20 protein-coding genes and 6 tRNA genes are annotated in these 23,613 nt (G+C 67.1%); 20 read left to right on the top strand and 6 right to left on the bottom strand.

The window, feature by feature from the left end:
• Positions 1–64: 64 nt before the first annotated feature.
• From FJ091_08390 to FJ091_08365, 6 genes are all read right to left on the bottom strand, one after another.
• Positions 65–280: a hypothetical protein gene (locus tag FJ091_08390; protein ID MBM4383373.1), complete on the bottom strand. Its 216-nt coding sequence runs from the start codon at positions 278–280 to the stop codon at positions 65–67.
• Between the two features lie 21 nt (positions 281–301).
• Complete coding sequence (locus tag FJ091_08385; protein MBM4383372.1) at positions 302–583, bottom strand: hypothetical protein; 282 nt, start codon at positions 581–583, stop codon at positions 302–304.
• 72 nt (positions 584–655) lie between these two features.
• Positions 656–2,095, bottom strand: coding sequence for a wax ester/triacylglycerol synthase family O-acyltransferase (locus tag FJ091_08380; protein MBM4383371.1), 1,440 nt, complete (start codon positions 2,093–2,095; stop codon positions 656–658).
• Between the two features lie 118 nt (positions 2,096–2,213).
• Positions 2,214–2,299, bottom strand: a tRNA-Leu gene (locus FJ091_08375).
• A 54-nt stretch (positions 2,300–2,353) separates the two neighbouring features.
• On the bottom strand, positions 2,354–2,659 hold the full coding sequence (locus FJ091_08370) for a hypothetical protein (protein MBM4383370.1): 306 nt from the start codon (positions 2,657–2,659) through the stop codon (positions 2,354–2,356).
• A gap of 36 nt (positions 2,660–2,695) precedes the next feature.
• Positions 2,696–3,085 carry a PilZ domain-containing protein gene (locus FJ091_08365; GenBank protein ID MBM4383369.1) on the bottom strand — a complete coding sequence of 130 codons (390 nt, stop codon included), beginning with the start codon at positions 3,083–3,085 and terminating at the stop codon, positions 2,696–2,698.
• 109 nt (positions 3,086–3,194) lie between these two features.
• Here FJ091_08365 and FJ091_08360 point away from each other — a divergent pair, with 109 nt between their 5' ends.
• The 20 genes from FJ091_08360 to tuf (FJ091_08265) all read left to right on the top strand — a co-directional run.
• Positions 3,195–4,331 carry a DUF4388 domain-containing protein gene (locus FJ091_08360; GenBank protein ID MBM4383368.1) on the top strand — a complete coding sequence of 379 codons (1,137 nt, stop codon included), beginning with the start codon at positions 3,195–3,197 and terminating at the stop codon, positions 4,329–4,331.
• Positions 4,332–4,379: 48 nt separating this feature from the next.
• The gene (locus FJ091_08355) at positions 4,380–5,135 is read left to right on the top strand and encodes an RNA methyltransferase (protein ID MBM4383367.1); all 756 of its coding nucleotides are present in this window, start codon (positions 4,380–4,382) and stop codon (positions 5,133–5,135) included.
• 77 nt (positions 5,136–5,212) lie between these two features.
• Positions 5,213–5,288: transfer RNA gene (locus FJ091_08350), tRNA-Thr, on the top strand.
• A gap of 357 nt (positions 5,289–5,645) precedes the next feature.
• A tRNA-Tyr gene (locus FJ091_08345) sits at positions 5,646–5,731 on the top strand.
• Positions 5,732–5,793: 62 nt separating this feature from the next.
• Positions 5,794–5,870, top strand: a tRNA-Gly gene (locus FJ091_08340).
• A gap of 19 nt (positions 5,871–5,889) precedes the next feature.
• Positions 5,890–5,965, top strand: a tRNA-Thr gene (locus FJ091_08335).
• Positions 5,966–6,026: 61 nt separating this feature from the next.
• On the top strand, positions 6,027–7,217 hold the full coding sequence (gene tuf, locus FJ091_08330) for an elongation factor Tu (protein MBM4383366.1): 1,191 nt from the start codon (positions 6,027–6,029) through the stop codon (positions 7,215–7,217).
• Between the two features lie 29 nt (positions 7,218–7,246).
• Positions 7,247–7,322 (top strand) — tRNA-Trp (locus FJ091_08325).
• Between the two features lie 18 nt (positions 7,323–7,340).
• Entirely contained in the window at positions 7,341–7,580 is a 240-nt protein-coding gene (gene secE, locus FJ091_08320) for a preprotein translocase subunit SecE (protein MBM4383365.1), read from the top strand.
• 28 nt (positions 7,581–7,608) lie between these two features.
• Positions 7,609–8,142 (top strand): transcription termination/antitermination protein NusG, encoded by a 534-nt coding sequence (gene nusG, locus FJ091_08315; protein ID MBM4383364.1) that lies wholly within the window; start codon positions 7,609–7,611, stop codon positions 8,140–8,142.
• A gap of 116 nt (positions 8,143–8,258) precedes the next feature.
• The gene (rplK, locus tag FJ091_08310) at positions 8,259–8,687 is read left to right on the top strand and encodes a 50S ribosomal protein L11 (GenBank protein ID MBM4383363.1); all 429 of its coding nucleotides are present in this window, start codon (positions 8,259–8,261) and stop codon (positions 8,685–8,687) included.
• A gap of 1 nt (position 8,688) precedes the next feature.
• Positions 8,689–9,393 carry a 50S ribosomal protein L1 gene (locus tag FJ091_08305; protein ID MBM4383362.1) on the top strand — a complete coding sequence of 235 codons (705 nt, stop codon included), beginning with the start codon at positions 8,689–8,691 and terminating at the stop codon, positions 9,391–9,393.
• Between the two features lie 13 nt (positions 9,394–9,406).
• Positions 9,407–9,946, top strand: a complete 540-nt coding sequence (gene rplJ / locus FJ091_08300) for a 50S ribosomal protein L10 (protein ID MBM4383361.1) — start codon at positions 9,407–9,409, stop codon at positions 9,944–9,946.
• A 111-nt stretch (positions 9,947–10,057) separates the two neighbouring features.
• On the top strand, positions 10,058–10,444 hold the full coding sequence (rplL, locus tag FJ091_08295) for a 50S ribosomal protein L7/L12 (protein ID MBM4383360.1): 387 nt from the start codon (positions 10,058–10,060) through the stop codon (positions 10,442–10,444).
• Between the two features lie 152 nt (positions 10,445–10,596).
• Positions 10,597–14,778 (top strand): DNA-directed RNA polymerase subunit beta, encoded by a 4,182-nt coding sequence (gene rpoB / locus FJ091_08290; protein ID MBM4383359.1) that lies wholly within the window; start codon positions 10,597–10,599, stop codon positions 14,776–14,778.
• 46 nt (positions 14,779–14,824) lie between these two features.
• Positions 14,825–19,021, top strand: a complete 4,197-nt coding sequence (gene rpoC, locus FJ091_08285; protein ID MBM4383358.1) for a DNA-directed RNA polymerase subunit beta' — start codon at positions 14,825–14,827, stop codon at positions 19,019–19,021.
• Positions 19,022–19,377: 356 nt separating this feature from the next.
• Entirely contained in the window at positions 19,378–19,749 is a 372-nt protein-coding gene (locus FJ091_08280; protein ID MBM4383357.1) for a 30S ribosomal protein S12, read from the top strand.
• A gap of 55 nt (positions 19,750–19,804) precedes the next feature.
• Positions 19,805–20,275, top strand: a complete 471-nt coding sequence (rpsG, locus tag FJ091_08275) for a 30S ribosomal protein S7 (protein MBM4383356.1) — start codon at positions 19,805–19,807, stop codon at positions 20,273–20,275.
• 57 nt (positions 20,276–20,332) lie between these two features.
• A complete protein-coding gene (gene fusA / locus FJ091_08270) occupies positions 20,333–22,408 on the top strand; it encodes an elongation factor G (GenBank protein MBM4383355.1) in 2,076 nt (691 codons plus the stop codon).
• 15 nt (positions 22,409–22,423) lie between these two features.
• On the top strand, positions 22,424–23,613 hold a 1,190-nt coding region (gene tuf / locus FJ091_08265; GenBank protein MBM4383354.1), incomplete at its 3' end, for an elongation factor Tu.

Below are 23,613 nucleotides of genomic sequence, written 5' to 3'. Positions count from 1 at the left end.
CACCGAGGCCACTTTCCGATCTTCGCTCGGCTCCGCCTCGCTGCGCGCGGCGAAGCGCCGCTTGCTAGCGCGTGAGCTGCTTCACCACCGCCTCGTACGCGCGATCGGCGATCGCGAGCATCTCCGCGTCGGTCCGGTCCTGGATCGGGTGCTCGGTGTAGACCGCGGCGGTGTCGGCGCCGAGCGCCTTCGCCTGCGCGATCGCGCCGTCCTCGAACTCGACCGTGGCGACGAACACGCCGGGGAGGCCACGCAGCTCCAGATCGCTGATGTCGTGCACACTGCACGACGTGCAGCTGCCTCAATCGGCCAGTGCCTCGATCACCGCGCCGCACTCGCTCGCGATCTGGTGGCGCAGATCCACGGGTGCGGGCTTCGTGAAGGTCGGCTTCTTGTATCGCTTCACGCGCGCGCCGGCGTGCGTGAGGCGCTCTTCGAGGCGGTTCAGGAACAGGTCGCCGCGTGGCTTCGAGATGTCCAGCAGCCCGATCGTGACACCGTCCAGTGTCGCAAGGCGCGGCAGGCGCTGGCGCTGCGCGGGAGCGCGCTCGCTGGTGGGATCGAGGACGATGCGCGGGGACATCGTGGTCACGGCGATTCCTCCGAAGTGATGGGCAAGATGACGCAGCGCGGGATCAGGGACTAGTGGCGGCCCTCACGCCGCCGCTTCCGCCTGCAGCTTCACCTCGCACGCATCCGCGACCCGCTGCGCGGAGGCCTGGATCGCGCGCACGAAGTCGCCGAGGTCCGGGACCTTCACGGCGTCGGCGTTGAAGCCCCAGCACAGGCCGCCGTTGTAGGAGATCAGCGCGATGCCGATGCCGACGCCGAGCATGAGCGGCACCTGCGGGTACATGCCGTGCAGCTCGGCTCCTAACAAGTAGAGCGGGAACTGCGGGCCGGGCACGTTCGTCACGATCGAGTTCACCGTGCCCTGCGCCTGGCGCGACGCGAGCGAGAGCAGCTGCGTCGGCATCGCGTCCATCACGCTCATCATCGTCTCGACCGCGAGCGCTTGGCGCGAGTCCTTCAGCTCCTGCGTCGTCGCGCGGATGCGCTCGAGTTGCTTGCGCGGATCGCTCTCGTCGAGCGGGAGCGGCACCGTCCACGCCGAGATGCGGTTGCCGAGCTTGCCCTTCTCCTCCTCGCTGCGCATCGAGACGGGAGTTTGGATGCGGAAGTCGAGCTCGTTGGGATCGCAGCCGCGGCGCGCGAGGTAGTCGCGAAACGCGCCGGTGACGATCGTGAGCACCGTGTCGTTCACCGTCGCGCCGAGCGCTTTGCGCAGCGTCTTCACGTCGGCGAGCGGCTGGCGCCAGAAGTCGAAGCGGCGGTGCGGGCTGTTCTCGCCGTTGATCGGCGTTTCGGAGACTTTCTCCATGCCCTCGCCGTACATCGCGCGAATCGCCTGAATGCGCGCCTCGACTTCGCTGCGCAGATCGTCCGTCTCGCGCTGCAGCTCGCGCAGGCCCTTCAGCGCGCGCAGCGGCGTCTGCAGCCGCCACGTCACGGCGTCGGTGAGCAGCTCCCCGCTCGTCGGCGCCGGGCGCGGATGGAAGCGCGGCGCTTCGCCGATCTCGGTCGCGGACTTGTCAGGGGACTGCAGGATCTGGCTCAGATCGACGCCCGACATGCCGTCAATCATGCAGTGGTGGATCTTGCTGATGATCGCGAAGCGGTCGCCTTCGAGGCCATCGATCACCCACAGCTCCCAGAGCGGGCGCTCGCGATCGAGGTGCTGCGCCATCACGCGGCCCGCGAGGCTCTTCAGCTGCTCCTCGCTGCCCGGCTTCGGCAGCGCCGTGTGACGCACGTGGTAGTTGAGATCGAACGCCGCGTCGTCGACCCACACCGGCCGCTGCTCGATCGGGATCCACGCGAGCTTCTGCCGGTAGCGCGGGATGCGGTGCAGCACCGAGGCGATGAACGCCTTCACGCGCTCGAAGTCGACGCCGCCGAGCTCGGTGCGCAGGGGCCCCAGCTCGTAGATCTGCGTGCGCGGCGCCGCCGCGAGGCGCGCTCGGCGCTGGTCGCGGCGGGCGTCGCAGCAGCGGAGCTCGAGCCGCGCACGTTCTTGCTCGCCAGCCTCGGCCACGCGGCCGCCTCCGCCGCCCAGCCCCCGCACGGCCTCACGCACGAGGAGTTGGCGCACGAGCTGGCGCAGTTCGCGCAAGCGCTGGGGGCTTGAGTAACGGCGGCTCCGCCGAAGCGCGTGGTGCCCGAGGCAGGACTCGAACCTGCATGACCTTGCGGCCAGGGGATTTTAAGTCCCCCGCGTCTGCCATTTCGCCACTCGGGCAGGAAGCGAAGCTCGAAGGAGCGGGTCGAACCTAACAACCCGCGCTGGGGCCAGTCACTGGAGCGTGAGCCGCTCGCGCACGGCGGGGTGTTCGAGCAGCTCGTCGAGCACGTCGCGGTCGAGCAGGGTCGTGCGCTGGTAGCCGAGCTCGGGGTTCGAGATTTCGAGCCGGAACACTTCGCGCGGCTCCTGGAAGCTGCAGCGCGCTCGCACGACCGTGGCCGGGCTGCGGAACTCCTCGAGCAGCGAGGCGAGAATGCGCTCGACGCGGCGCACCGCGGCGAGCTCCGGCGCGAGCTGGTCTTCCACGGCGCGCTTCGAGCGCGAGAGGATGCGGTAGCTGCCGGGTCGCGAGGCCATCGGGCGCGCAGCATATCGCGCGACGTCGAGCGCGAGTCAGCTCTCGGGCTGTGGATTTTTCTGCGCGGCGACGAGCAAGCGCTCGAGGGCGCCGCGGGCTTCGCCGGTCGGCGTCACGAACTCCACGCCCACGCCAGGCTGGTGCGCTTCGCCGAGCGGGTACCGCGTCCACGCAACGCGACCGACCGTCTCGATCGACTCGCCGCTCGGGAGATGGATCTGCAGCAGCAGGCGGTTGCCCGGCGGCGGAGGATCGGCGGTGGGGATGAACGCGCCGCCGACGGAGAGCGTCGCGCACAGCTCGTCGGTATCCCAAGACACGGGCACACCGGTCGCCGGATCCCGCAGCGGCTCGAGGCTCGTGACCTGAACGCGCGCCTCGAGATCGACGCGCGCGAAGCGCCGCGTGGGCTGTGTGTCACTCATCGCTCCCCCTCTCGCTCATGGGATCGGGAGCACGCAAGCGCGGCTTGAACCGCGCGCGCCCTCAAGCGTCCCCGCACGCGCGACGAAGAGCGCCAGCGGGGGAACTCGCATGGCCGCGCAACCGCACTTCGACGTCGCTGCAGCGCTTCCCCTCGCCACGCCGCCCGCGCTGGTGGCGGATCTCGCCGTGCTCTCCGCTTCGGGCCTGCTCTCCGCGGTCCACGAGCGCAAGCGCTCGGGCCTCGCGCTGTTTCGCTATCGCGACCAGGAGAAGCAGGTCTACCTCGAAGCGGGCGAGGTGGTCTTCGCGAGCTCGAATCAGACCGTGGATCGACTCGGTGAGTGCCTGCTGCGCACCGGCGCGATCAAGCTGGCCGATCTCGAAGAAGCGGAGCGCGAGTTCAAGCCCGGCGATCGTTTCGGCCGCGTGCTCGTCGAGCGCGGAATCCTCACGCCGCGCGAGCTGTGGAACGGTGTGCGCAGCCAAGTCGAGGAGATCGTGCGCTCCTTGTTCTCGCTGCCCGAGGGCCGCATGTGGTTCTGGGACGGCGAGATTCGCCCCGACAACGTAGTCCGCCTTTCGCTCGAGACCTCGCGCCTCATCGTCGAGGGCCAGCAGCGCTGCGCTGAGCTGCGCCGCTTTCTTGCAGTGCTCGACGACGCGCGCGTTCAGCTCGCGCAAACCAGCGCAGTCGCGCGGCCGAACCTCGCCGGCAGCGAGCGTGTGATCTTCGCGGCGGTGGGCACGGGGCGATCGTTCCGCGACGTCGTGGCCGAGCTGCGACTCGACCCCGAAAGCGCCGCGCGCAGCGTCCAGCTCCTGCGCCTCGTCGGCGCACTGAAGCTGATGCGGCTGAGCGAGACGCCGGTCGCAAACGCCGACGGCGCGATCCGCGCGAAAGTCGAAGCCTTCGCGAAGCTGATCGACACGATGCGCAGCGCGATCGCCGCTGCCGAGGGTGACCGCGCGGTCGACGAGCGGATCGGGCGCCAGCTTCGGGAGCTCTCGGGGCGCTATCCCGCGCTGCTGGCCGATCTCGCCCACGCGGATTCCGGCGCGATTGCCGCGGATCTGTTGGCGGAGCGGGCCTCCCGTCTTCCGGGCGCTGGCGAGGACGCGCTGATCTCGGCACTGGGGGAGCTGGTGACGTACCTCGAGTTCGAGGTGATCAACCATCCGAAGCTCGCGGACGCGCAGGCCTTTCTCGCGAACCTCGAGCCGCTGCGCCGCGTGATCGCCGAGTAACGGGCCGCACTCAGCGGCGCCCCCCGCGCACTCTGCGATGGTGTCGCGATGGATCTGCTCACGCGCTTTCACCCCGTGCGCGAGGCGCTGCGCGCGCGCCGGCGGGTGCTGCACGCGCTGCGCGTGCGCGTCCCGGACGCGCCGCGCGAGGTCGAGCCGCTTCGCGCCCTCGCGGCGGCGGCCGGGGTGCGCGTGGTCGAGTGCTCCGCAAGCGAGATCGGCCTCGGTCTCCCACCGGGCGTGAAGCCGCAGGGGTACGCGCTCGAGGCCGGCGAGCTGCCGGAGCTCGCGCTCGCGGAGCTGAGCGCCCTCGGCGACCCGGGGCGGCGCTGCGTCGTGGCGCTCGACGGCGTGGAGGACCCGCAGAACCTGGGGGCGATCGCGCGGGTGGCGCACGCGGCCGGCGCCAGCGGCCTGCTACTGACGGATCGGCGCTCGGCGCCGCTCTCGCCGGCGGTCTCGCGCGCGAGCGCGGGGGCCATCGAGCATCTGCCGGCCGCGCGGGTCGTGAACCTCTCGCGCGCCCTCGAGCAGCTGAAAGCCGCAGGATTCTGGGTGCTCGCGGCGGAGCCAGAGGCGCCCCAGAGCCTGTTCACGCTCGCCGACAAGTTCTGGGAGGGGGACATCGTGGTGCTGCTCGGAGCCGAGGGCCGCGGGATCCGAGCGGGGCTCTCCCGCCAGATCGACACGCCCATCTCGATTCCGATGGCCGGGGCGGTGGCGTCGCTCAACGTGTCCGCGGCCGCTGCCGTGATTCTCTACGAGTGGGTCCGGCGTCGAGCCGAGCAGGCGGCGACGAGCTGACTCCGAAATCCGCGAAATCCCACGCCTTTCGTTGCCTGGTCGGAGCGCCCTACTTAGTATGCGCGCGCCGAACGCGGGCTGGCGTAGCTCAACTGGCAGAGCAGTCGATTTGTAATCGACAGGTTAGGGGTTCAAGTCCCCTCGCCAGCTCCAGCCGGGCCGACTTCGTCCTGGGCTCTCCACGGAAGCCGACGAAGTCGTCAAAAAGTCGACGCAGGGAGGCGCGCCCCGGAAATCGGCCGCTACAGTCGGCGCCCCTTCGGCAATGGCTTTCGAGAGATCGCAAGCCGGCGCGCAACAAACCGAACACAAACAGGATTTTCGGCTCGAGGCGGTCGCGAAGCGCAGCGGTGAAGGCGTGAGGCGGGGGTCGGATTCGTCACTCGTGCGAATCGGCGGTTCCTGCCGTTCCTTTTCTGTTGCTCTTCGGGTCTCCCGGCCTAACAAGTCAACCACAGGGAGATCGAGAAGGAGCGGCGCGCTGCCCGGCGGCGTGCGTCGAGTCCGAGCGGAGAGGTACCGAAGCGGCCAAACGGGGCAGACTGTAAATCTGCTGGCTCACGCCTTCGGAGGTTCGAATCCTCCCCTCTCCACCACTCGCGCAGCGAACCGAACGAACGCCGCACCGACGCTGGAATCCAGCGGAAAACGGTGAACCGCGGGAATAGCTCAGCTGGCTAGAGCACAAGCCTTCCAAGCTTGGGGTCGCGGGTTCGAATCCCGTTTCCCGCTCCAATCACGCGAGGGATGAGACGCTCACGTAGCTCAGTCGGTAGAGCACGTCCTTGGTAAGGACGAGGTCACCGGTTCGATCCCGGTCGTGAGCTCCAGTTCCCCGCCCTAACAACTCGACACACCCACTCACTCCAAAGCAAAGAAGGACGACGCGAGATGGCCAAGGAGAAGTTCGAGCGCAACAAGCCTCACGTGAACGTGGGGACGATCGGTCACGTGGACCACGGCAAGACGACGCTGACGGCGGCGATCACGCAGCGTCAGGCGACCAAGGGTTTGGCCGCGTTCATGGCGTACGACCAGATCGACAAGGCGCCCGAGGAGCGGGAGCGCGGGATCACGATCGCGACGGCGCACGTGGAGTACCAGACCGCGAACCGGCACTACGCGCACGTGGACTGCCCCGGCCACGCGGACTACGTGAAGAACATGATCACCGGCGCCGCGCAGATGGACGGCGCGATCCTGGTGGTGAGCGCCGCGGATGGCCCGATGCCGCAGACGCGCGAGCACGTGCTGCTCGCTCGCCAGGTGAACGTGCCGCACATCGTGGTGTTCATGAACAAGTGCGACATGGTGGACGATCCGGAGCTGCTGGAGCTGGTGGAGCTGGAAGTCCGCGAGCTGCTGAGCAAGTACAACTTCCCGGGCGACACGACGCCGATCATCAAGGGCAGCGCGGTCAACGCGCTCAAGGACGGCAAGAACGACGCGGACAACAAGTGCATCGACGAGCTGATGGCGGCGCTCGACTCGTACATCCCGGAGCCGAAGCGGGCGCTGGACAAGCCGTTCCTGATGCCGATCGAGGACGTGTTTTCGATCACGGGCCGCGGGACGGTGGTGACGGGGCGGGTGGACCAGGGGATCGTGAAGGTCGGCGACGAGGTGGAGATCGTCGGGATCCGTCCGACGCAGAAGACGATCGTGACGGGCGTGGAGATGTTCCGGAAGCTGCTGGACCAGGGGCAGGCGGGGGACAACGTGGGTTGTCTGCTGCGCGGCACGGGCAAGGACGACGTGGAGCGCGGTCAGGTCTTGGCCAAGCCGGGCTCGATCAAGCCGCACACGAAGTTCAAGGCGCAGGCCTACGTGCTGACCAAGGAGGAGGGCGGGCGTCACACGCCGTTCTTCAACGGGTACCGGCCGCAGTTCTACTTCCGGACCACGGACGTGACGGGCGTGGCGAACCTGCCGGCGGGCACGGAGATGGTGATGCCGGGCGACAACGTGGAGATCACGGTGGAGCTGATCACCCCCGTGGCGATGGACAAGGAGCAGCGCTTCGCCATCCGCGAGGGTGGACGCACCGTCGGCTCCGGCGTCGTGGCCGAGATCGTCGAGTAGTCGCAGCGCGAGAGGCGTGCTCAGTTATTAGGTGCGTAGCACAATTGGTAGTGCACCGGACTCCAAATCCGGAGGTTGGGGGTTCGAGTCCCTCCGCACCTGCCAAGCCGAAACGAGGTTCTCTTGGAAGCCAGTTCGAATCGCGTGAGCGGCTGGGTGCAGGACTTCCGGCAGTACCTGCTCGATGTGCGCACCGAATTCGACAAGATCACGTGGCCGACGCAGAAGGAGTACGTGGGCGGGACCGTCGGCGTGCTCGTGATCGTCGTGCTGATGACGATCATCCTCGGTTCGGTGGACGCGCTGCTCTCGCTCGGCTTCGAGTGGCTGATCGACGGTTTGCCCAAGTGGTTGCAGGGCTGATTCGGTGAGCACCGGGTCGGAGAGCGTGATGCCTGACAAGAAGTGGTACATCGTGCACACGTATTCGGGGCACGAGGCGAAGGCCAAGAAGGCCCTCCTCGAGCGCGCGAAGACGATCGGCCACGAGTCGGATTTCGACGAGATCCTGATTCCCGAGGAGAACGTCGTCGAAGTCGTGAAGGGCGAGAAGCGCACGGCGCGCCGCAAGTTCCTGCCCGGCTACATCCTCGTGCACATGAATCTCACGGACGAGACGTGGCACATCGTGAAGGAGACGCCGCGCATCACCGGCTTCGTGGGCGGCAGCGAGAAGCCGACGCCGATCTCGGACGAGGAAGTCGCCGGCATGACGGCGCAGATGAAGGAAGGCGCCGCGAAGCCGCGGCCGCGGATCGTGTTCGAGGCAGGCGAGAGCGTGCGAGTGACGAACGGCCCGTTCGCGAACTTCAACGGCTACGTGGACGAGGTGATCGCGGACAAGGAGAAGGTCCGCGTGATGGTGCAGGTGTTCGGACGCGCGACGCCGGTCGTGCTCGATTACACGAGCGTGGAGAAGGCCTGAGCGCGAGTCATTAGGGAAGCACGCGGCGGCCCCGAGCCGGCGCGAAGCCAGCGAGCGCCGCTCGCAAACCCGGGGAGGGCGTAACCCGCCCGTCAGCACCCGACAGAGGAAAATGAATGGCGAAGAAAGTCACCGCAGTGGTGAAGCTGCAGTGTCCGGGGGGGCAAGCGAACCCGGCACCGCCCGTGGGGCCGGCGCTCGGCCAGCACGGCGTGAACATCATGGAGTTCTGCAAGGCGTTCAACGCGCGCACCCAGGATCGACAGGGCCTGATCATTCCGGCGCTGATCACGATCTACTCGGACCGCACGTTCACGTTCGAGCTCAAGACTCCGCCGGCCTCCGTGCTGCTGAAGCGCGCCGCCAAGGTGGAGAAGGGTTCGGGCGAGCCGAACCGCACCAAGGTGGGCAAGGTGACGAAGGCTCAGGTGCGCGAGATCGCGGAGATGAAGCTGAACGATCTCTCCGCGAACGACGTCGACGCCGCCATCAAGGTGATTTCGGGAACCGCCCGCTCGATGGGCCTCGACGTGGTGGAGGGCTGAGATGTCGAGCGGAAAGCGATACGTCGCCAGCCTCGCGTCGGTCGACCGTAACAAGTCCTACGCGCTGCCCGAGGCCATGGCGCTCCTCAAGAGCTGGAAGACCGCGAAGTTCGACGAGAGCGTCGACATCGCGCTGAACCTCGGCGTCGACCCGAAACACGCGGAGCAGATGGTGCGCGGCTCGATCGTGCTGCCGCACGGCACGGGAAAGTCGGTGCGCATTCTGGTGTTCGCGAAGGGCGAGAAGGAGAAGGAGGCGCGCGCCGCCGGTGCCGACTTCGTGGGCGCCGAGGATCTCGCGAAGAAGATCACGGACGAGGGCTGGCTCGATTTCGAGCGCGTGATCGCGACGCCCGACATGATGGGCGTCGTGGGCCGCCTCGGCCGCGTGCTCGGTCCGCGCGGCCTGATGCCGAACCCGAAGCTCGGCACGGTGACCGCTGACGTCGGTCGCGCCGTGTCCGAGAACAAGGCCGGCAAGGTCGAGTACCGCGTCGACAAGAACGGAATCGTGCACTGCTCGATCGGCAAAGCCTCGTTCAGCGCGGAGAACCTGCTCGCCAACGCCACGGCGTTGATCGACGCGATCGTCCGCGCGAAGCCGGCGTCCGCGAAGGGCACCTACCTCAAGAAGATCTCGCTCTCCACCACGATGGGCCCCGGTATCCGCATCGATCCGGGTTCGGTCGTGCAGGCGGCGGCGTGAGGAGACACACATGCTGACCCGTGCACAGAAGGCCGAATCCGTCGCCGCGCTGAAAGAGAAGTTCGCGCGCGCGAACAGCGTGATCGTGGCCGAGTACCGCGGCCTCGACGTCGCGACGCTCGACAAGCTGCGCGCAAAGCTGCGCGCGGACGGCGCAGGCAAGTACGAGTACCACGTCGTCAAGAACTCGCTCTTGAAGCTCGCTTCCGAGGGCAACGACGTCGCGGTGCTGAAGCCGCACTTCAAGGGCCCGACCGCGGTGGCGATCTCGTACGCCGACCCGGCGAAGCTCGCGAAGACGCTGATCGACTACGCCAAGGAGAACGACAAGTTTGCGCTCCGCGGCGGAATGGTCTCGGGCAAGGCGCTCGACCAGAAAGAGATCGCGACCCTCGCGACGCTGCCGAGCCTCGACACGCTGCGCGCGCAGCTGATCGGGCTGCTGCAGGCGCCGGCGCAGAAGATTCTCGGCGTGCTGCAGGCGCCCGGCGGGCAGATCGCTCGCCTCGCCTCGGCGCGCAGCAAGAAGCTCGAAGAGGCGGGCGGCGCGTAGCCGCTCGCGAGTCATCAGGTTTTGCCGGCGCCGGCCGGCGATGTTTCGCAACCGGCGGGAGGACCCCAAAGGTCCGCCAGCACCGCCAAGAGAAAGTGGAGTCCAGTTCCCATGGCCGACATCAACGCAATCGCTGATCAGCTCTCGACCCTTACCGTCATGGAGGCGGCGCAGCTCGCGAAGCTCCTCGAAGAGAAGTGGGGCGTGTCCGCCGCTGCTCCGGTCGCCATCGCGGCGATCCCGGGCGCGGGTGGCGCGGGTGCCGCCGCGGCTCCGGCCGAGGAGAAGACCGAGTTCGACGTGGTCCTCCTCTCCGGCGGCGACAAGAAGATCCAGGTGATCAAGGAAGTCCGCGCGATCACCGGTCTCGGGCTGAAGGAAGCGAAGGATCTCGTCGAAGGCGCGCCCAAGCCCCTCAAGGAAGGCGTTTCCAAGGACGAGGCCGCCAAGATCAAGAAGCAGATCGAAGAGCAGGGCGGCCAGGTCGACATCAAGTAATGCGCTCGGCGCGGTCGCTGCCTGACAAGCGCGCCGCGCAGCGCATTGCCGTTTCTGGTTGGCGCGCAAACGCAGCGCGGGCGTGAGCTCGCGCGTGCCTGCGTTTCGAGTCGGAAAACCCACTCCGGGAGGGATCACGTCCAGTGGCCCACATGCACTTCTCCGAGATCGCGCCTCGCCTCCGCAAGGATTTTTCCAAGATCCCGCGGATCCTCGACATCCCGAACCTGATCGAGATCCAGAAGGAATCGTTCGAGCGCTTCCTCCAGACGCGCATCGACCCTGAGAAGCGTGAGCGCACCGGCCTTCAGGCGGTGTTCCAGTCCGTGTTCCCGATTCGCGACTTCAACGACACCGCGTCGCTGGAGTTCGTGGGCTACACGCTCGAAGCGCCGAAGTACGACGTGCAGGAGTGCCTGCAGCGCGGCATGACGTACGCCGCGCCGTTCAAGGTGACCGTGCGGCTCGTGGCGTGGGACGACGCCGAGGGCTCGCAGACGATCCGCGACGTGAAGGAGCAGGAGGTCTACTTCGGGGAAATCCCGATCATGACCGACAACGGCACCTTCATCGTGAACGGCACCGAGCGCGTGATCGTCAGCCAGCTCCACCGCTCGCCCGGCATTTTCTACGACACCACGACGAGCGCGACGGTCAGCGCCGTCGGCAAGAAGATCTACTCGTGCCGCATCATTCCCTACCGCGGCTCGTGGCTCGATCTCGAGTTCGACCACAAGGATCTCGTCTACGCGCGCATCGACCGCCGCCGCAAGATCCTCGTGACCGTGCTGCTGAAGGCGCTCGGCTACACGGAAGAGGACCTGCTCGGCTTCTTCTACAAGCCCGAAACGATCAAGATCGACGGGAAGCAGATCCTCAAGAAGGTCGACCCGGAGCTCTTGATCGGACAGCGCTGCACTCGCGAGGTGAAGTCTTCGGACGGGCGCGTGCTCGCGCGCAAGGACAAGAAGTTCACGCAGGCCGCCGTGCGCCGCATGGTCGAGGACGGCATGCAGTGGGTGCAGGTCGAGCTGAACGACCTGCTGCGCGACGACGCGGTGAAGCGCGTCTCGCCCGTGGACGTGGTCGACGAGGCGACCGGCGAAGTGATCTTCGAGTGCAACGAAGAGCTAACCGCCGCGCACCTCGAGGACTTCAAGAACCGCGGCCTGCGCGAGTTCAAGCTGCTCTACCTCGATCCGGTCGGCAGCGGCTCGGCGATCCGCGACACGCTGCTCGCGGACAAGACCGTCACCAAGGAAGAGGCGATCATCGACATCTATCGCCGCCTGCGGCCCGGCGATCCGCCGACGCTCGACACGGCGACGAACCTCTTCCACAACCTGTTCTTCAACCCCGAGCGCTACGACCTCTCGCGCGTCGGCCGCCTCAAGCTCAACCACAAGCTGAGCTTCACGGCGGAGCAGCGCGTGACGTACTCGACGAAGGGCCCGAACAGCCCCGAGGAGGAGTGCGCGCTCGGCGAGCTGAAGACGCTGCGCCCCGCCGACATCATCGGCGCGGTGAAGTACCTCGTCGATCTGCGCAACGGCTCGGATCCCGACAAGCGCATCGACGACATCGACCACCTCGGCAATCGCCGCGTGCGCGTGGTCGGTGAGCTGCTCGAGAACCAGTACCGCATCGGCCTCGTGCGCATGGAGCGCGCGATCAAGGAGCGCATGTCGCTCCAAGAGATCGAGACGCTGATGCCCCACGACCTGATCAACTCGAAGCCCGTCTCGGCCGTGATCAAGGAGTTCTTCGGCTCGAGCCAGCTCTCGCAGTTCATGGATCAGACGAACCCGCTGTCGGCGGTGACGCACAAGCGCCGCCTCAGCGCGCTCGGCCCAGGCGGCCTGACGCGCGAGCGCGCGGGCTTCGAAGTGCGCGACGTGCACCCGACGCACTACGGGCGCATCTGCCCGATCGAGACGCCTGAAGGCCCGAACATCGGCCTGATCGCGTCGCTCTCGACCTACGCGCGCGTGAACGACTTCGGCTTCATCGAGACGCCGTATCGCAGCGTGAGCGACAAGAAGGTCTCGGGCGAAGTGAAGTACTTGAGTGCGCTCGAGGAGGAGCGCCTCGCGATCGCGCAGGCGAACTCGCCGCTCGACCAGGAGGGCACGTTCGTCAACGAGACGGTGACCGCCCGCAAGATGGGTGAGTTCCAGATGCTGCGGACCGACGACGTCGAGATGATGGACGTCTCGCCGAACCAGCTCGTGTCGGTGGCCGCTTCGCTCGTGCCGTTCCTCGAGAACGACGACGCGAACCGCGCACTCATGGGCGCGAACATGCAGCGCCAAGCCGTGCCGCTCCTGCGCACGGACGCGCCGTTCGTCGGCACCGGCATGGAGGCGGTCGTGGCGCGCGACTCGGGCGTAACCGTGGTCGCGAAGCGCGACGGCACGGTGGTCGGCGTCGACGCGAGCCGCATCGTGATCAAGCCGACGGAGGAAGAGTCGGAAGGCCCGAACGTCGACATCATCTCGCTGGTCAAATACCAGCGCTCGAACCAGAGCACCGCGATCAACCAGAAGCCGATCGTGCAAGTCGGCGACAAGGTGAAGCGCGGGCAGGTGATCGCCGACGGCCCGGCGACCGATCGCGGCGAGCTCGCGCTCGGCCGCAACGTCGTCGTCGCGTTCATGCCGTGGGGCGGATACAACTTCGAAGACTCGATCCTGATCAGCGAGCGCGTCGTGCGCGAGGATCAGTTCACCTCGGTGCACATCGAGGAGTTCGAGTGCGTCGCCCGCGACACGAAGCTGGGCCGCGAAGAGATCACGCGCGACATCCCGAACGTGGGTGAGGAAGCGCTCAAGGATCTCGACGAGTCCGGCATCGTGCGGATCGGCGCCGAGGTGAAGAGCGACGACATCCTGGTCGGCAAGATCACGCCGAAGGGCGAGACGCAGCTCTCGCCCGAGGAGCGCCTGTTGCGCGCGATCTTCGGCGAGAAGGCCGGCGACGTGCGCGACACCTCGCTGCGCGTGCCGCCGGGAGTCGCCGGCATCGTGATCGGAGCGCAGGTCTTCTCGCGCCGCGGCGTCGAGAAGGACGAGCGCGCGCGCGCGATCGAGGAGCAGGAGACCGAGCGGCTGCGCAAGGACCAGGAGGACGAGATCAAGATCCTGCGCGACAACGCGCACGCGAAAATCTCGGAGCTCGTGGTCGGCAAGAAGGCGGCGAATCGCGTCGCCGACGATCGCCGCTCGGAGGTCTGGCTCGATGCCGGCGAGACGATCACGGCGGAGCGCCTGAGCGGCGTGCCGATTCGGCGCTGGCGCGAAGTGCAGGTCACCGACGCTGCGATCCAAGAGCGCGTGGACCGCGTGTTCACGCGCTTCGAGGATCAGGCGAACGTGATCCGCGCCGTGTTCGACGAGCGCGTCGCGCGCCTGAAGAAGGGCGACGAGCTGCCGCCGGGCGTGTTCAAGATGGTGAAGGTCTACGTCGCCATCAAACGCAAGCTGTCGGTCGGCGACAAGATGGCCGGGCGCCACGGCAACAAGGGCGTGATCTCGCGGATTCTTCCCGACGAGGACATGCCCTACATGCTCGACGGCACGCCGGTCGACATCGTGCTCAACCCGCTGGGCGTGCCTTCGCGCATGAACATCGGGCAGATCCTCGAGACGCATCTCGGCTGGGCGGCGCGCGGTCTCGGCAACCAGCTCAACGCGCTGATCGACAAGCACGCTGGGCCGGCCGCGCTGCGCACGAAGCTGAAGGAGATCTACGACGATCCCAAGCTCGCGAAGATGATCGACGGCGCGCCGGACGAGACGGTGCGCAAGATCGCCGAGAACGTGAAGCGCGGGATTCACGTCGCCTCCGCCGTGTTCGACGGCGCGAAGGAAGACGAGATCAAGCGCGAGCTCACGCGCGGCGGCCAGGCGACCAGCGGACAGACGATTCTGTTCGACGGGCGCAGCGGCGACGCCTTTGCGAACGACGTCACCGTCGGCGTGCTCTACATGCTGAAGCTGCACCACCTCGCGGACGAGAAAATCCACGCGCGCTCGATCGGGCCGTACAGCCTCGTCACCCAGCAGCCGCTGGGCGGCAAGGCGCAGTTCGGCGGCCAGCGCCTCGGCGAGATGGAAGTCTGGGCGATGGAGGCCTACGGCGCCGCGTTCAGCCTGCAGGAGTTCCTGACGGTCAAGTCGGACGACGTGCTCGGACGCACGCGCATGTACGAATCGATCGTGAAGGGCGACTGCCAGCTCGAGCCGGGCCTGCCGGAAGCCTTCAACGTGATCGTGAAGGAAATGCAGGCGCTCGGTCTCAACGTCGAGCTCATCGAGGACAAGTCGCACCAGTAACGGCTGGTGCGACCCCCAAACTCACAAGGCTCAGGAGAGCAACACCTTGCGCGATCTCTACAGCCTCTTCGAAAAGCCCCGCGACCCGCTCGCCTTCAAGGCGATCAAGATCTCGCTCGCCTCGCCGGACAAGATCCGCGAGTGGTCGTTCGGCGAGGTGAAGAAGCCCGAGACGATCAACTACCGCACGTTCAAGCCGGAACGAGACGGCCTGTTCTGCGCGAAGATCTTCGGGCCGGTCAAGGACTACGAGTGCAACTGCGGCAAGTACAAGCGCATGAAGCACCGTGGCGTGATCTGCGAGAAGTGCGGCGTCGAGGTGATCCAGGCCAAGGTGCGCCGCGAGCGCATGGGCCAGATCACGCTCGCCACGCCCGTCGCGCACATCTGGTTCCTGAAGTCGCTGCCGTCGCGCATCGGGAACATCCTCGAGATCACGCTGCGCGATCTCGAGAAGGTCCTCTACTTCGAGGCGTACGCCGTCGTCGATCCGGGTGAGACCGACCTTCGCGTCGGCCAGCTCCTGTCCGAGGACGATCTCGCGCAGGCGCGCGAGAAGTTCGGCCGCGATGCGTTCGAGTACGGCATCGGCGCCGAGGCCGTGCGCGGGATGCTCGCGAACCTCGACGTCGAGGGAGAGTCGATGCGCCTGCGCGAGGAGATGCGCGAGGCGACCAGCGAGGCGAAGCGCAAGAAGTGCGCGAAGCGCCTGAAGGTGCTCGAGGCGTTCCGCGAGAGCGGCAACAAGGCCGAGCACATGATCATGGAAGTGATCCCGGTGATTCCGCCGGATCTGCGCCCGCTCGTTCCGCTCGAGGGCGGCCGCTTCGCCACCAGCGATCTCAACGACCTCTACCGCCGCGTGATCAACCGCAACAACCGCCTGAAGCGGCTGCAGGAGCTGAACGCGCCCGAGGTCATCATCCGCAACGAGAAGCGCATGCTTCAAGAGGCGGTGGACGCGCTGTTCGACAACGGCCGGCGCGGCCGCGTGATCACGGGCCCGAGCAAGCGTCCGCTGAAGTCGCTCAGCGACATGCTCAAGGGCAAGTCGGGCCGCTTCCGCCAGAACTTGTTGGGGAAGCGCGTCGACTACTCGGGCCGCTCGGTGATCGTGGCCGGCCCGGAGCTGCGCCTCCACCAGTGCGGCCTGCCGTCGCGCATGGCGCTCGAGCTGTTCAAGCCGTTCATCTACTCGAAGCTCGAGCAGCGCGGCTACGTCACGACCATCAAGGCCGCGAAGAAGATGGTCGAGCGCGAGCGCCCCGAGGTGTGGGACATCCTCGCGGAGGTGATCAAGGAGCACCCGGTCATCCTGAACCGCGCGCCGACGCTGCACCGCCTCGGCATGCAGGCGTTCGAGCCCGTGCTGATCGACGGCAAGGCGATTCAGCTGCACCCGCTCGTGTGCAAGGCCTTCAACGCCGACTTCGACGGCGACCAGATGGCCGTGCACGTGCCGCTCTCGATCGAAGCTCAGATCGAAGCGCGCGTGCTCATGATGTCGACCAACAACATCCTGAGCCCGGCGACCGGCCGCCCGATCATCGACCCGAGCCAGGACATCGTGCTCGGTTGTTACTACATGACGCGCGAGCGCCCGGGCGCGCTCGGCGAAGGGCGGCGCTTTGCGAGCCCCGAAGAAGTGCGCGTCGCGTACGACTCGGGCGAGCTCGACATTCATGCCGGCATCAAGGTGCGCATGAACGGCGCCACGGCCGAGACCACGACCGGCCGCGTGCTGCTCTCGGAGATCGTGCCCGAGGAGATTCCGTTCAAGTTCATCAACCAGGTGATGGACAAGAAGGCGCTCGGCGAGCTGATCGACCAGGCGTATCGCCGCCTCGGCAACAAGGCGACGGTGCTGCTCGCCGACCGGCTGCGCACGCTCGGCTACCAGAACGCGACGAAGGCGGGCGTTTCGATCTGCCTCGACGACATGATGGTTCCGCCGGACAAGGAGCGCTTCATCAGCGAAGCGCAGCAGCAAGTCGCGGAGGTCGAGAACCAGTATCTCGACGGTCTGATCAGCGACGGCGAGCGATACAACAAGGTCATCGACATCTGGGCGAACGCGGGCGAAGTGATCGCGGCCCAGCTGCTCGAGAACCTCGGCATCGACAAGACGCGCAGCGCGAAGGACAAGAAGGTCCCGAGCTTCAACTCCATCTACATGATGGCCGACTCGGGCGCGCGCGGTTCGGCGCAGCAGATTCGTCAGCTGGCCGGCATGCGCGGCCTGATGGCGAAGCCGTCGGGCGAGATCATCGAGACGCCGATCACGTCGAACTTCCGCGAAGGCCTCTCGGCGCAGCAGTACTTCATCTCGACGCACGGCGCGCGCAAGGGCCTCGCCGACACCGCGCTCAAGACGGCGAACTCAGGCTACCTGACGCGCCGTCTCGTCGACGTCGCGCAGGACGTGATCATCCGGCACGACGACTGCCTCGAGGACGTGCGCCAGTCGACGCGCGAAAAGGCGCCGCAGAAGTACGGCATCAAGATGATCTCGCTCGTCGAGGGCGGCGACATCATCGAGGGCATCGGCGAGCGCATCCTCGGCCGCACCGCGCTGCTCGACGTGCTCGACCCCGTGACGCGCAAGCCCCTGCTCAAGGCCGGCGACGAGATCACGGAAGAGCGCGTCAAGATCATCGAGGAAGCCGGCGTCGACGAGGTGTGGATCCGCTCCGTGCTCACCTGCCAGGTGCTGCGCGGCGTGTGCGTGAAGTGTTACGGGCGCGATCTCGCGCGCGGCACCATGGTCAACCGCGGTGAAGCGGTGGGCGTGATCGCGGCGCAGTCGATCGGCGAGCCCGGCACGCAGCTCACCATGCGCACGTTCCACATCGGCGGCGCGGCGACGCGGCGCGTGGAAGCCTCGCACCACGAGACGACCAGCGACGGCACGGTGCGCTACTCGAACCTGCGCACCGTGAAGGACCGCGACGGGCGCGCGATCGCGATGAACCGCAACGGCGAGATCGGGATCTTCGACCCGAGCGGCCGCGAGCGCGAGCGCTACCCGGTCACGTACGGCGCGCACATCAAGGTCGACGACGGCCAGGCGATCAAGGCGGGCGGCGTGCTGTGCGAGTGGGACCCGTTCGCGAACCCGATCCTCACGGAGCAGTCCGGCGCGATCAAGCTCGAGGACATCGTCGAAGGCTCGACGATGCAGGAGCAGGTGGACGAGTTCACCGGCCTCTCCTCGCGCGTGATCGTCGAGTCGAAGGACCCCGACATGCGGCCGCGCGTGTCGGTGCTGAACGACGCCGGCGAGATCGTGTACCAGGCGCTGCTGCCGGTGGGCGCGTACCTCTCGGCGACGGAAGGGCAGCAGGTCGCTGCAGGCGACGCGGTCGCGAAGATTCCGCGCCAGATGACCAAGACCAAGGACATCACGGGCGGCCTGCCGCGCGTGGCGGAGCTCTTCGAGGCGCGCAAGCCGAAGGAGACCGCGATCGTGACCGAGGTCGATGGGACGGTCGGCTTCGGTCCCGACTCACGCGGCAAGCGGCGCGTGATCGTCACGACCGAGGACGGCGAGCAGCGCGAGTACCTGATCCCGAAGGGCAAGCACGTCTCGGTGCACGAGGGCGACCGCGTGCGCAAGGGCGAGCCGCTCATGGACGGCTCGGCGAACCCGCACGACATCCTGCGCATCGAGGGCGAGCAGGAGCTCGCGAAGTGGATGGTGGACGAAGTGCAGGAGGTCTATCGCCTGCAGGGCGTGAAGATCAACGACAAGCACATCGAGGTCATCATCCGCCAGATGCTGCGCAAGCTGCGCGTGAAGGAGGCCGGTGACACCGACCTTCTCGTGGGCGAGCACGTGGACAAGGTCGAGTTCGACGAGACCAACAAGCGCATGAAGGAAGAGGGCAAGAAGATCGCGACCGGCGAGCCCATCCTCCTCGGCATCACGAAGGCCTCGCTCTCGACCGAGTCGTGGATCTCGGCGGCGTCGTTCCAAGAGACCACGAAGGTCCTCACCGAGGGCTCGATCTGGGGCAAGACGGACCTGCTCCACGGGCTGAAGGAGAACGTGATCATGGGCCGGCTGATCCCGGCCGGGACCGGGCTCTCGCGGTACACGAACCTCGGCATCCAGATCGATGCGCCGGCCGGCGGGTACGCGCTGGAGGAGGGCAGCAGCTCGAGCCTGCCCGAGCTGCCTCCGCTCGAGGTTCCGAGGCCGGTCGACGACGACGCGGAGGACGCGGACGAGCTTCCGGCCTAGCGCGTCGTCCAGAATCGAGGGGGCCACCTCGTCCTCGCGGCGGGGTGGCCCTCGGCATTCTGGGAGGGCGCCGCTTTTTCTCTCGAGTCCCCCGGAACTCGCGTTGACACGGAATCGACCCTCGATATCTTGCCGCGCCTTCTGAGGAATTTGGGTCGCGGCCCACGGCTGCCCCGGACGTCGAGAAGCCAGCCCGAATCGATCATCCCTGCTGCCCACCCGGCCCTGGGATGTCCCGTTCCGGCCTCCTCGCCACCGCGGGCGTTGCTGAGAGGGGCTTTTCGCACTTTGGTTTTCGGATCTTGGAATGCGGGGCTCGCGCCCTAACAAGCGCAGGCGCCATCGCCGGAGAGTGAATGCCTACCGTCCAACAGCTCCTTCGCGCCGGTCGCACCGCGAACCGCAAGAAGTCGAAGTCGCCCGACTTGGGCGCTTCCCCGCAGCGCCGCGGCGTGTGCATTCGCGTATTCACGCAGACGCCGAAGAAGCCGAACTCGGCGCTGCGCAAGGTCGCCCGCGTGCGCCTCACGAACGGCAACGAAGTGAACGCTTACATCCCGGGCGAGGGCCACACGCTGCAGGAGCACTCGGTGGTGCTGGTGCGCGGCGGCCGCGTCAAGGACCTGCCCGGCGTCCGGTACCACATCGTGCGCGGCACGCTGGACTCGACGGGCGTCGCGAATCGCAAGCAGAGCCGGTCGAAGTACGGCGCCAAGACGCCCAAGTAATCCCTAACAAGCGCGGCGGCTCCTTCGAGCCGCCGCTTCGCTTCGAGAGAACGAGATGCCCCGACGCCGAGTCGTAGCCAAGCGCGAGACGATCGCCGATCCGAAGTTCAACGATCGCCTCGTCACGCGCTTCATGAACGTGATCATGCGCGACGGCAATAAGTCGACCGCGGAGCACATCCTCTACGGCGCCTTCGACGAGATCGAGAGCAAGACTCGCAATGATCCGATCGCGATGTTCCGGCGCGCCGTCGAGAACGTGCGGCCGCGCATCGAGGTGAAGTCGCGGCGCGTCGGCGGCGCGAATTATCAGGTGCCCGTCGAGGTGCGGCCCGAGCGCGCGACTTCGCTGGCCATGCGCTGGATCGTCGAGTCGTCGCGCGCGCGCGACGGCCGCAGCATGCGCGAGAAGCTCGCGAACGAGCTGATCGACGCGGCGAACGAGCGCGGCGAGGCGGTGAAGAAGCGCGAGGACACGCACCGCATGGCGGACGCGAACAAGGCGTTCTCGCACTACCGCTGGTAACCGAGAACCGACGAACCCTGGAGACGGCGTAAGCGCCAAGGCGCGAGTCGAAACCAAATGCCCAGGCAGGCTCCGCTAGAGCGAACTCGCAACATCGGCATCATGGCTCACATCGATGCCGGAAAGACGACGACTACCGAGCGAATCCTCTTCTACACGGGCGTCACGTACAAGCTGGGCGAGGTGCACGAGGGCACCGCGACCATGGACTGGATGGAGCAGGAGCAGGAACGCGGCATCACGATCACCTCGGCCGCCACGACCTGCTTCTGGAAGGAACACCGCATCAACATCATCGACACACCTGGCCACGTCGATTTCACCGCCGAGGTGGAGCGTTCGCTCCGCGTCCTCGACGGCGCTGTCGCCGTGTTCTGTGGCGTCGGTGGCGTCGAGCCGCAGTCCGAGACGGTGTGGCGGCAAGCGGACAAGTATCACGTGCCGCGCATCGCGTTCGTGAACAAGATGGATCGCATCGGCGCCGACTTCCCGCGCGTGATGCGCATGATGCGCGAACGCCTCGCGGCGAATCCGATTCCGCTGCACGTGCCGATCGGCCGCGAGGACGGCTTCCGCGGCGTCGTCGACGTGCTCGAGAACAAGGCCATCGTGTGGGACGGAACCGAGCTCGGCGCCGCATTCCACGACGAGCCGGTGCCGAGCGAGCTCGCCGCGACCGTGGCCGAGTACCGCGAGAAGGCGATCGAAGCCGCCGCCGACGTCGACGAAGCGCTGATGGCTCAATACCTCGAGGGCCAGCAGATCGCGGTCGACGCGCTGCGCAAGGCGCTGCGCGAGGCGACGCTGAAGCTGCGCATCGTTCCCGTGCTGTGCGGCTCGAGCTTCCGGAACAAAGGCGTGCAGCCGCTGCTCGACGGCATCGTGAACTATCTGCCGTCGCCACTCGACGTGCCGGCGATCGAGGGCCACAAGCCGGAGAAGGATCGAGAAGTCGTCAGGCGCAAGGCCGACGACAAGGAGCCGTTCGCGGGTCTCGCGTTCAAGATCGCGACGGACAAGCACGTCGGGCAGCTCACCTACGTGCGCGTCTACTCGGGCGTCGTGAAGAGCGGCGACCAGGTGCTGAACAGCGCCACGGGCAAGAAGGAGCGCGTGGGCCGCCTGCTCCAGATGCACGCGAACAAGCGCCAAGAGATCGACGCGGCGTACGCGGGCGACATCGTCGCGATGGTGGGCATGAAGAACGTCGCGACGGGCCACACGCTGTGCGCGGGCAACGCGCCGGTGGTGCTCGAGCCGATCGACTTCGCCGAGCCCGTGATCAAGATCGCGGTCGAGGCCAAGACGCAGGCGGACATGGAGAGGCTGAGCACCGCGCTCGGCAAGCTCGCCGCCGAGGATCCGACCTTCCGCGTCTCCGTCGACTCCGAGACCGGCCAGACGATTCTCGCGGGCATGGGCGAGCTCCACCTCGAGATCAAGGTGGATCGCCTCCAGCGCGAATTCGGCGTCGCCGCCAACGTGGGCCGCCCGCAAGTCTCGTACAAGGAAACGATCCGTCAGACCGCCGTCGTCACCGGCCGCTACATCAAGCAGACCGGCGGCACCGGTGATTACGGCGTGGTGAAGATCGAGGTCTCGCCCGGCGCGCCCGGCAGCGGCTTCGTGTTCGAGAACGCCCTGAAGGGCGAGGCGATTCCGCGCGAGTACGTGCCCGCCATCAAGCACGGCTGCGAAGAGGCGGCGCAGAGCGGCGAGCTCGCGGGCTACCAGGTCGTCGACATCAAGGTGCGCCTGCTCGACGGGCAAGCGCACGACGTCGACTCGTCGGAGCGTTCGTTCAAGATCGCAGCGTCACTCGCGATGCGCGACGGCCTGCGCGAAGGCAAGCCCGCGCTGCTCGAGCCCGTGATGAGCGTCGAGGTCGTCACGCCCGACGAGTTCGTGGGGCCCGTGCAGGGCGACCTCAACATGCGCCGCGGCGCGATCACCGGCCTCGAGGCGCGCGCGGGCGCGCAGCTCGTGCACGCCGACGTGCCGCTCGCGCAGATGTTCGGATACGTGAATCAGCTGCGGTCGATGACGCAGGGCCGCGCCAGCTACACGATGCAGTTCTCGCACTACGCCGAAGTTCCCGAGGCGGTCGCGAAGAGCATCGTCCCGACTTATTAGGACCAGGAGCAAGCAATGGCCAAGGAGAAGTTCGAGCGCAACAAGCCTCACGTGAACGTGGGGACGATCGGTCACGTGGACCACGGCAAGACGACGCTGACGGCGGCGATCACGCAGCGTCAGGCGACCAAGGGTTTGGCCGCGTTCATGGCGTACGACCAGATCGACAAGGCGCCCGAGGAGCGGGAGCGCGGGATCACGATCGCGACGGCGCACGTGGAGTACCAGACCGCGAACCGGCACTACGCGCACGTGGACTGCCCCGGCCACGCGGACTACGTGAAGAACATGATCACCGGCGCCGCGCAGATGGACGGCGCGATCCTGGTGGTGAGCGCCGCGGATGGCCCGATGCCGCAGACGCGCGAGCACGTGCTGCTCGCTCGCCAGGTGAACGTGCCGCACATCGTGGTGTTCATGAACAAGTGCGACATGGTGGACGATCCGGAGCTGCTGGAGCTGGTGGAGCTGGAAGTCCGCGAGCTGCTGAGCAAGTACAACTTCCCGGGCGACACGACGCCGATCATCAAGGGCAGCGCGGTCAACGCGCTCAAGGACGGCAAGAACGACGCGGACAACAAGTGCATCGACGAGCTGATGGCGGCGCTCGACTCGTACATCCCGGAGCCGAAGCGGGCGCTGGACAAGCCGTTCCTGATGCCGATCGAGGACGTGTTTTCGATCACGGGCCGCGGGACGGTGGTGACGGGGCGGGTGGACCAGGGGATCGTGAAGGTCGGCGACGAGGTGGAGATCGTCGGGATCCGTCCGACGCAGAAGACGATCGTGACGGGCGTGGAGATGTTCCGGAAGCTGCTGGACCAGGGGCAGGCGGGGGACAACGTGGGTTGTCTGCTGCGCGGCACGGGCAAGGACGACGTGGAGCGCGGTCAGGTCTTGGCCAAGCCGGGCTCGATCAAGCCGCACACGAAGTTCAAGGCGCAGGCCTACGTGCTGACCAAGGAGGAGGGCGGGCGTCACACGCCGTTCTTCAACGGGTACCGGCCGCAGTTCTACTTCCGGACCACGGACGTGACGGGCGTGGCGAACCTGCCGGCGGGCACGGAGATGGTGATGCCGGGCGACAACGTGGAGATCACGGTGGAGCTGATCACCCCCGTGGCGATGGACAAGGAGCAGCGCTTCGCCATCCGCGAGGGTGGACGCACCGTCGGCTCCGGCGTCGTGGCCGAGATCGTCGAGTA

This window comes from Deltaproteobacteria bacterium (assembly GCA_016875395.1).
Classification (GTDB): Bacteria; Myxococcota_A; UBA9160; order UBA9160; family UBA6930; genus VGRF01.
Note: the sequence above shows the minus strand (reverse complement) of the source record. Positions and strands in the feature narration are given on the sequence as shown.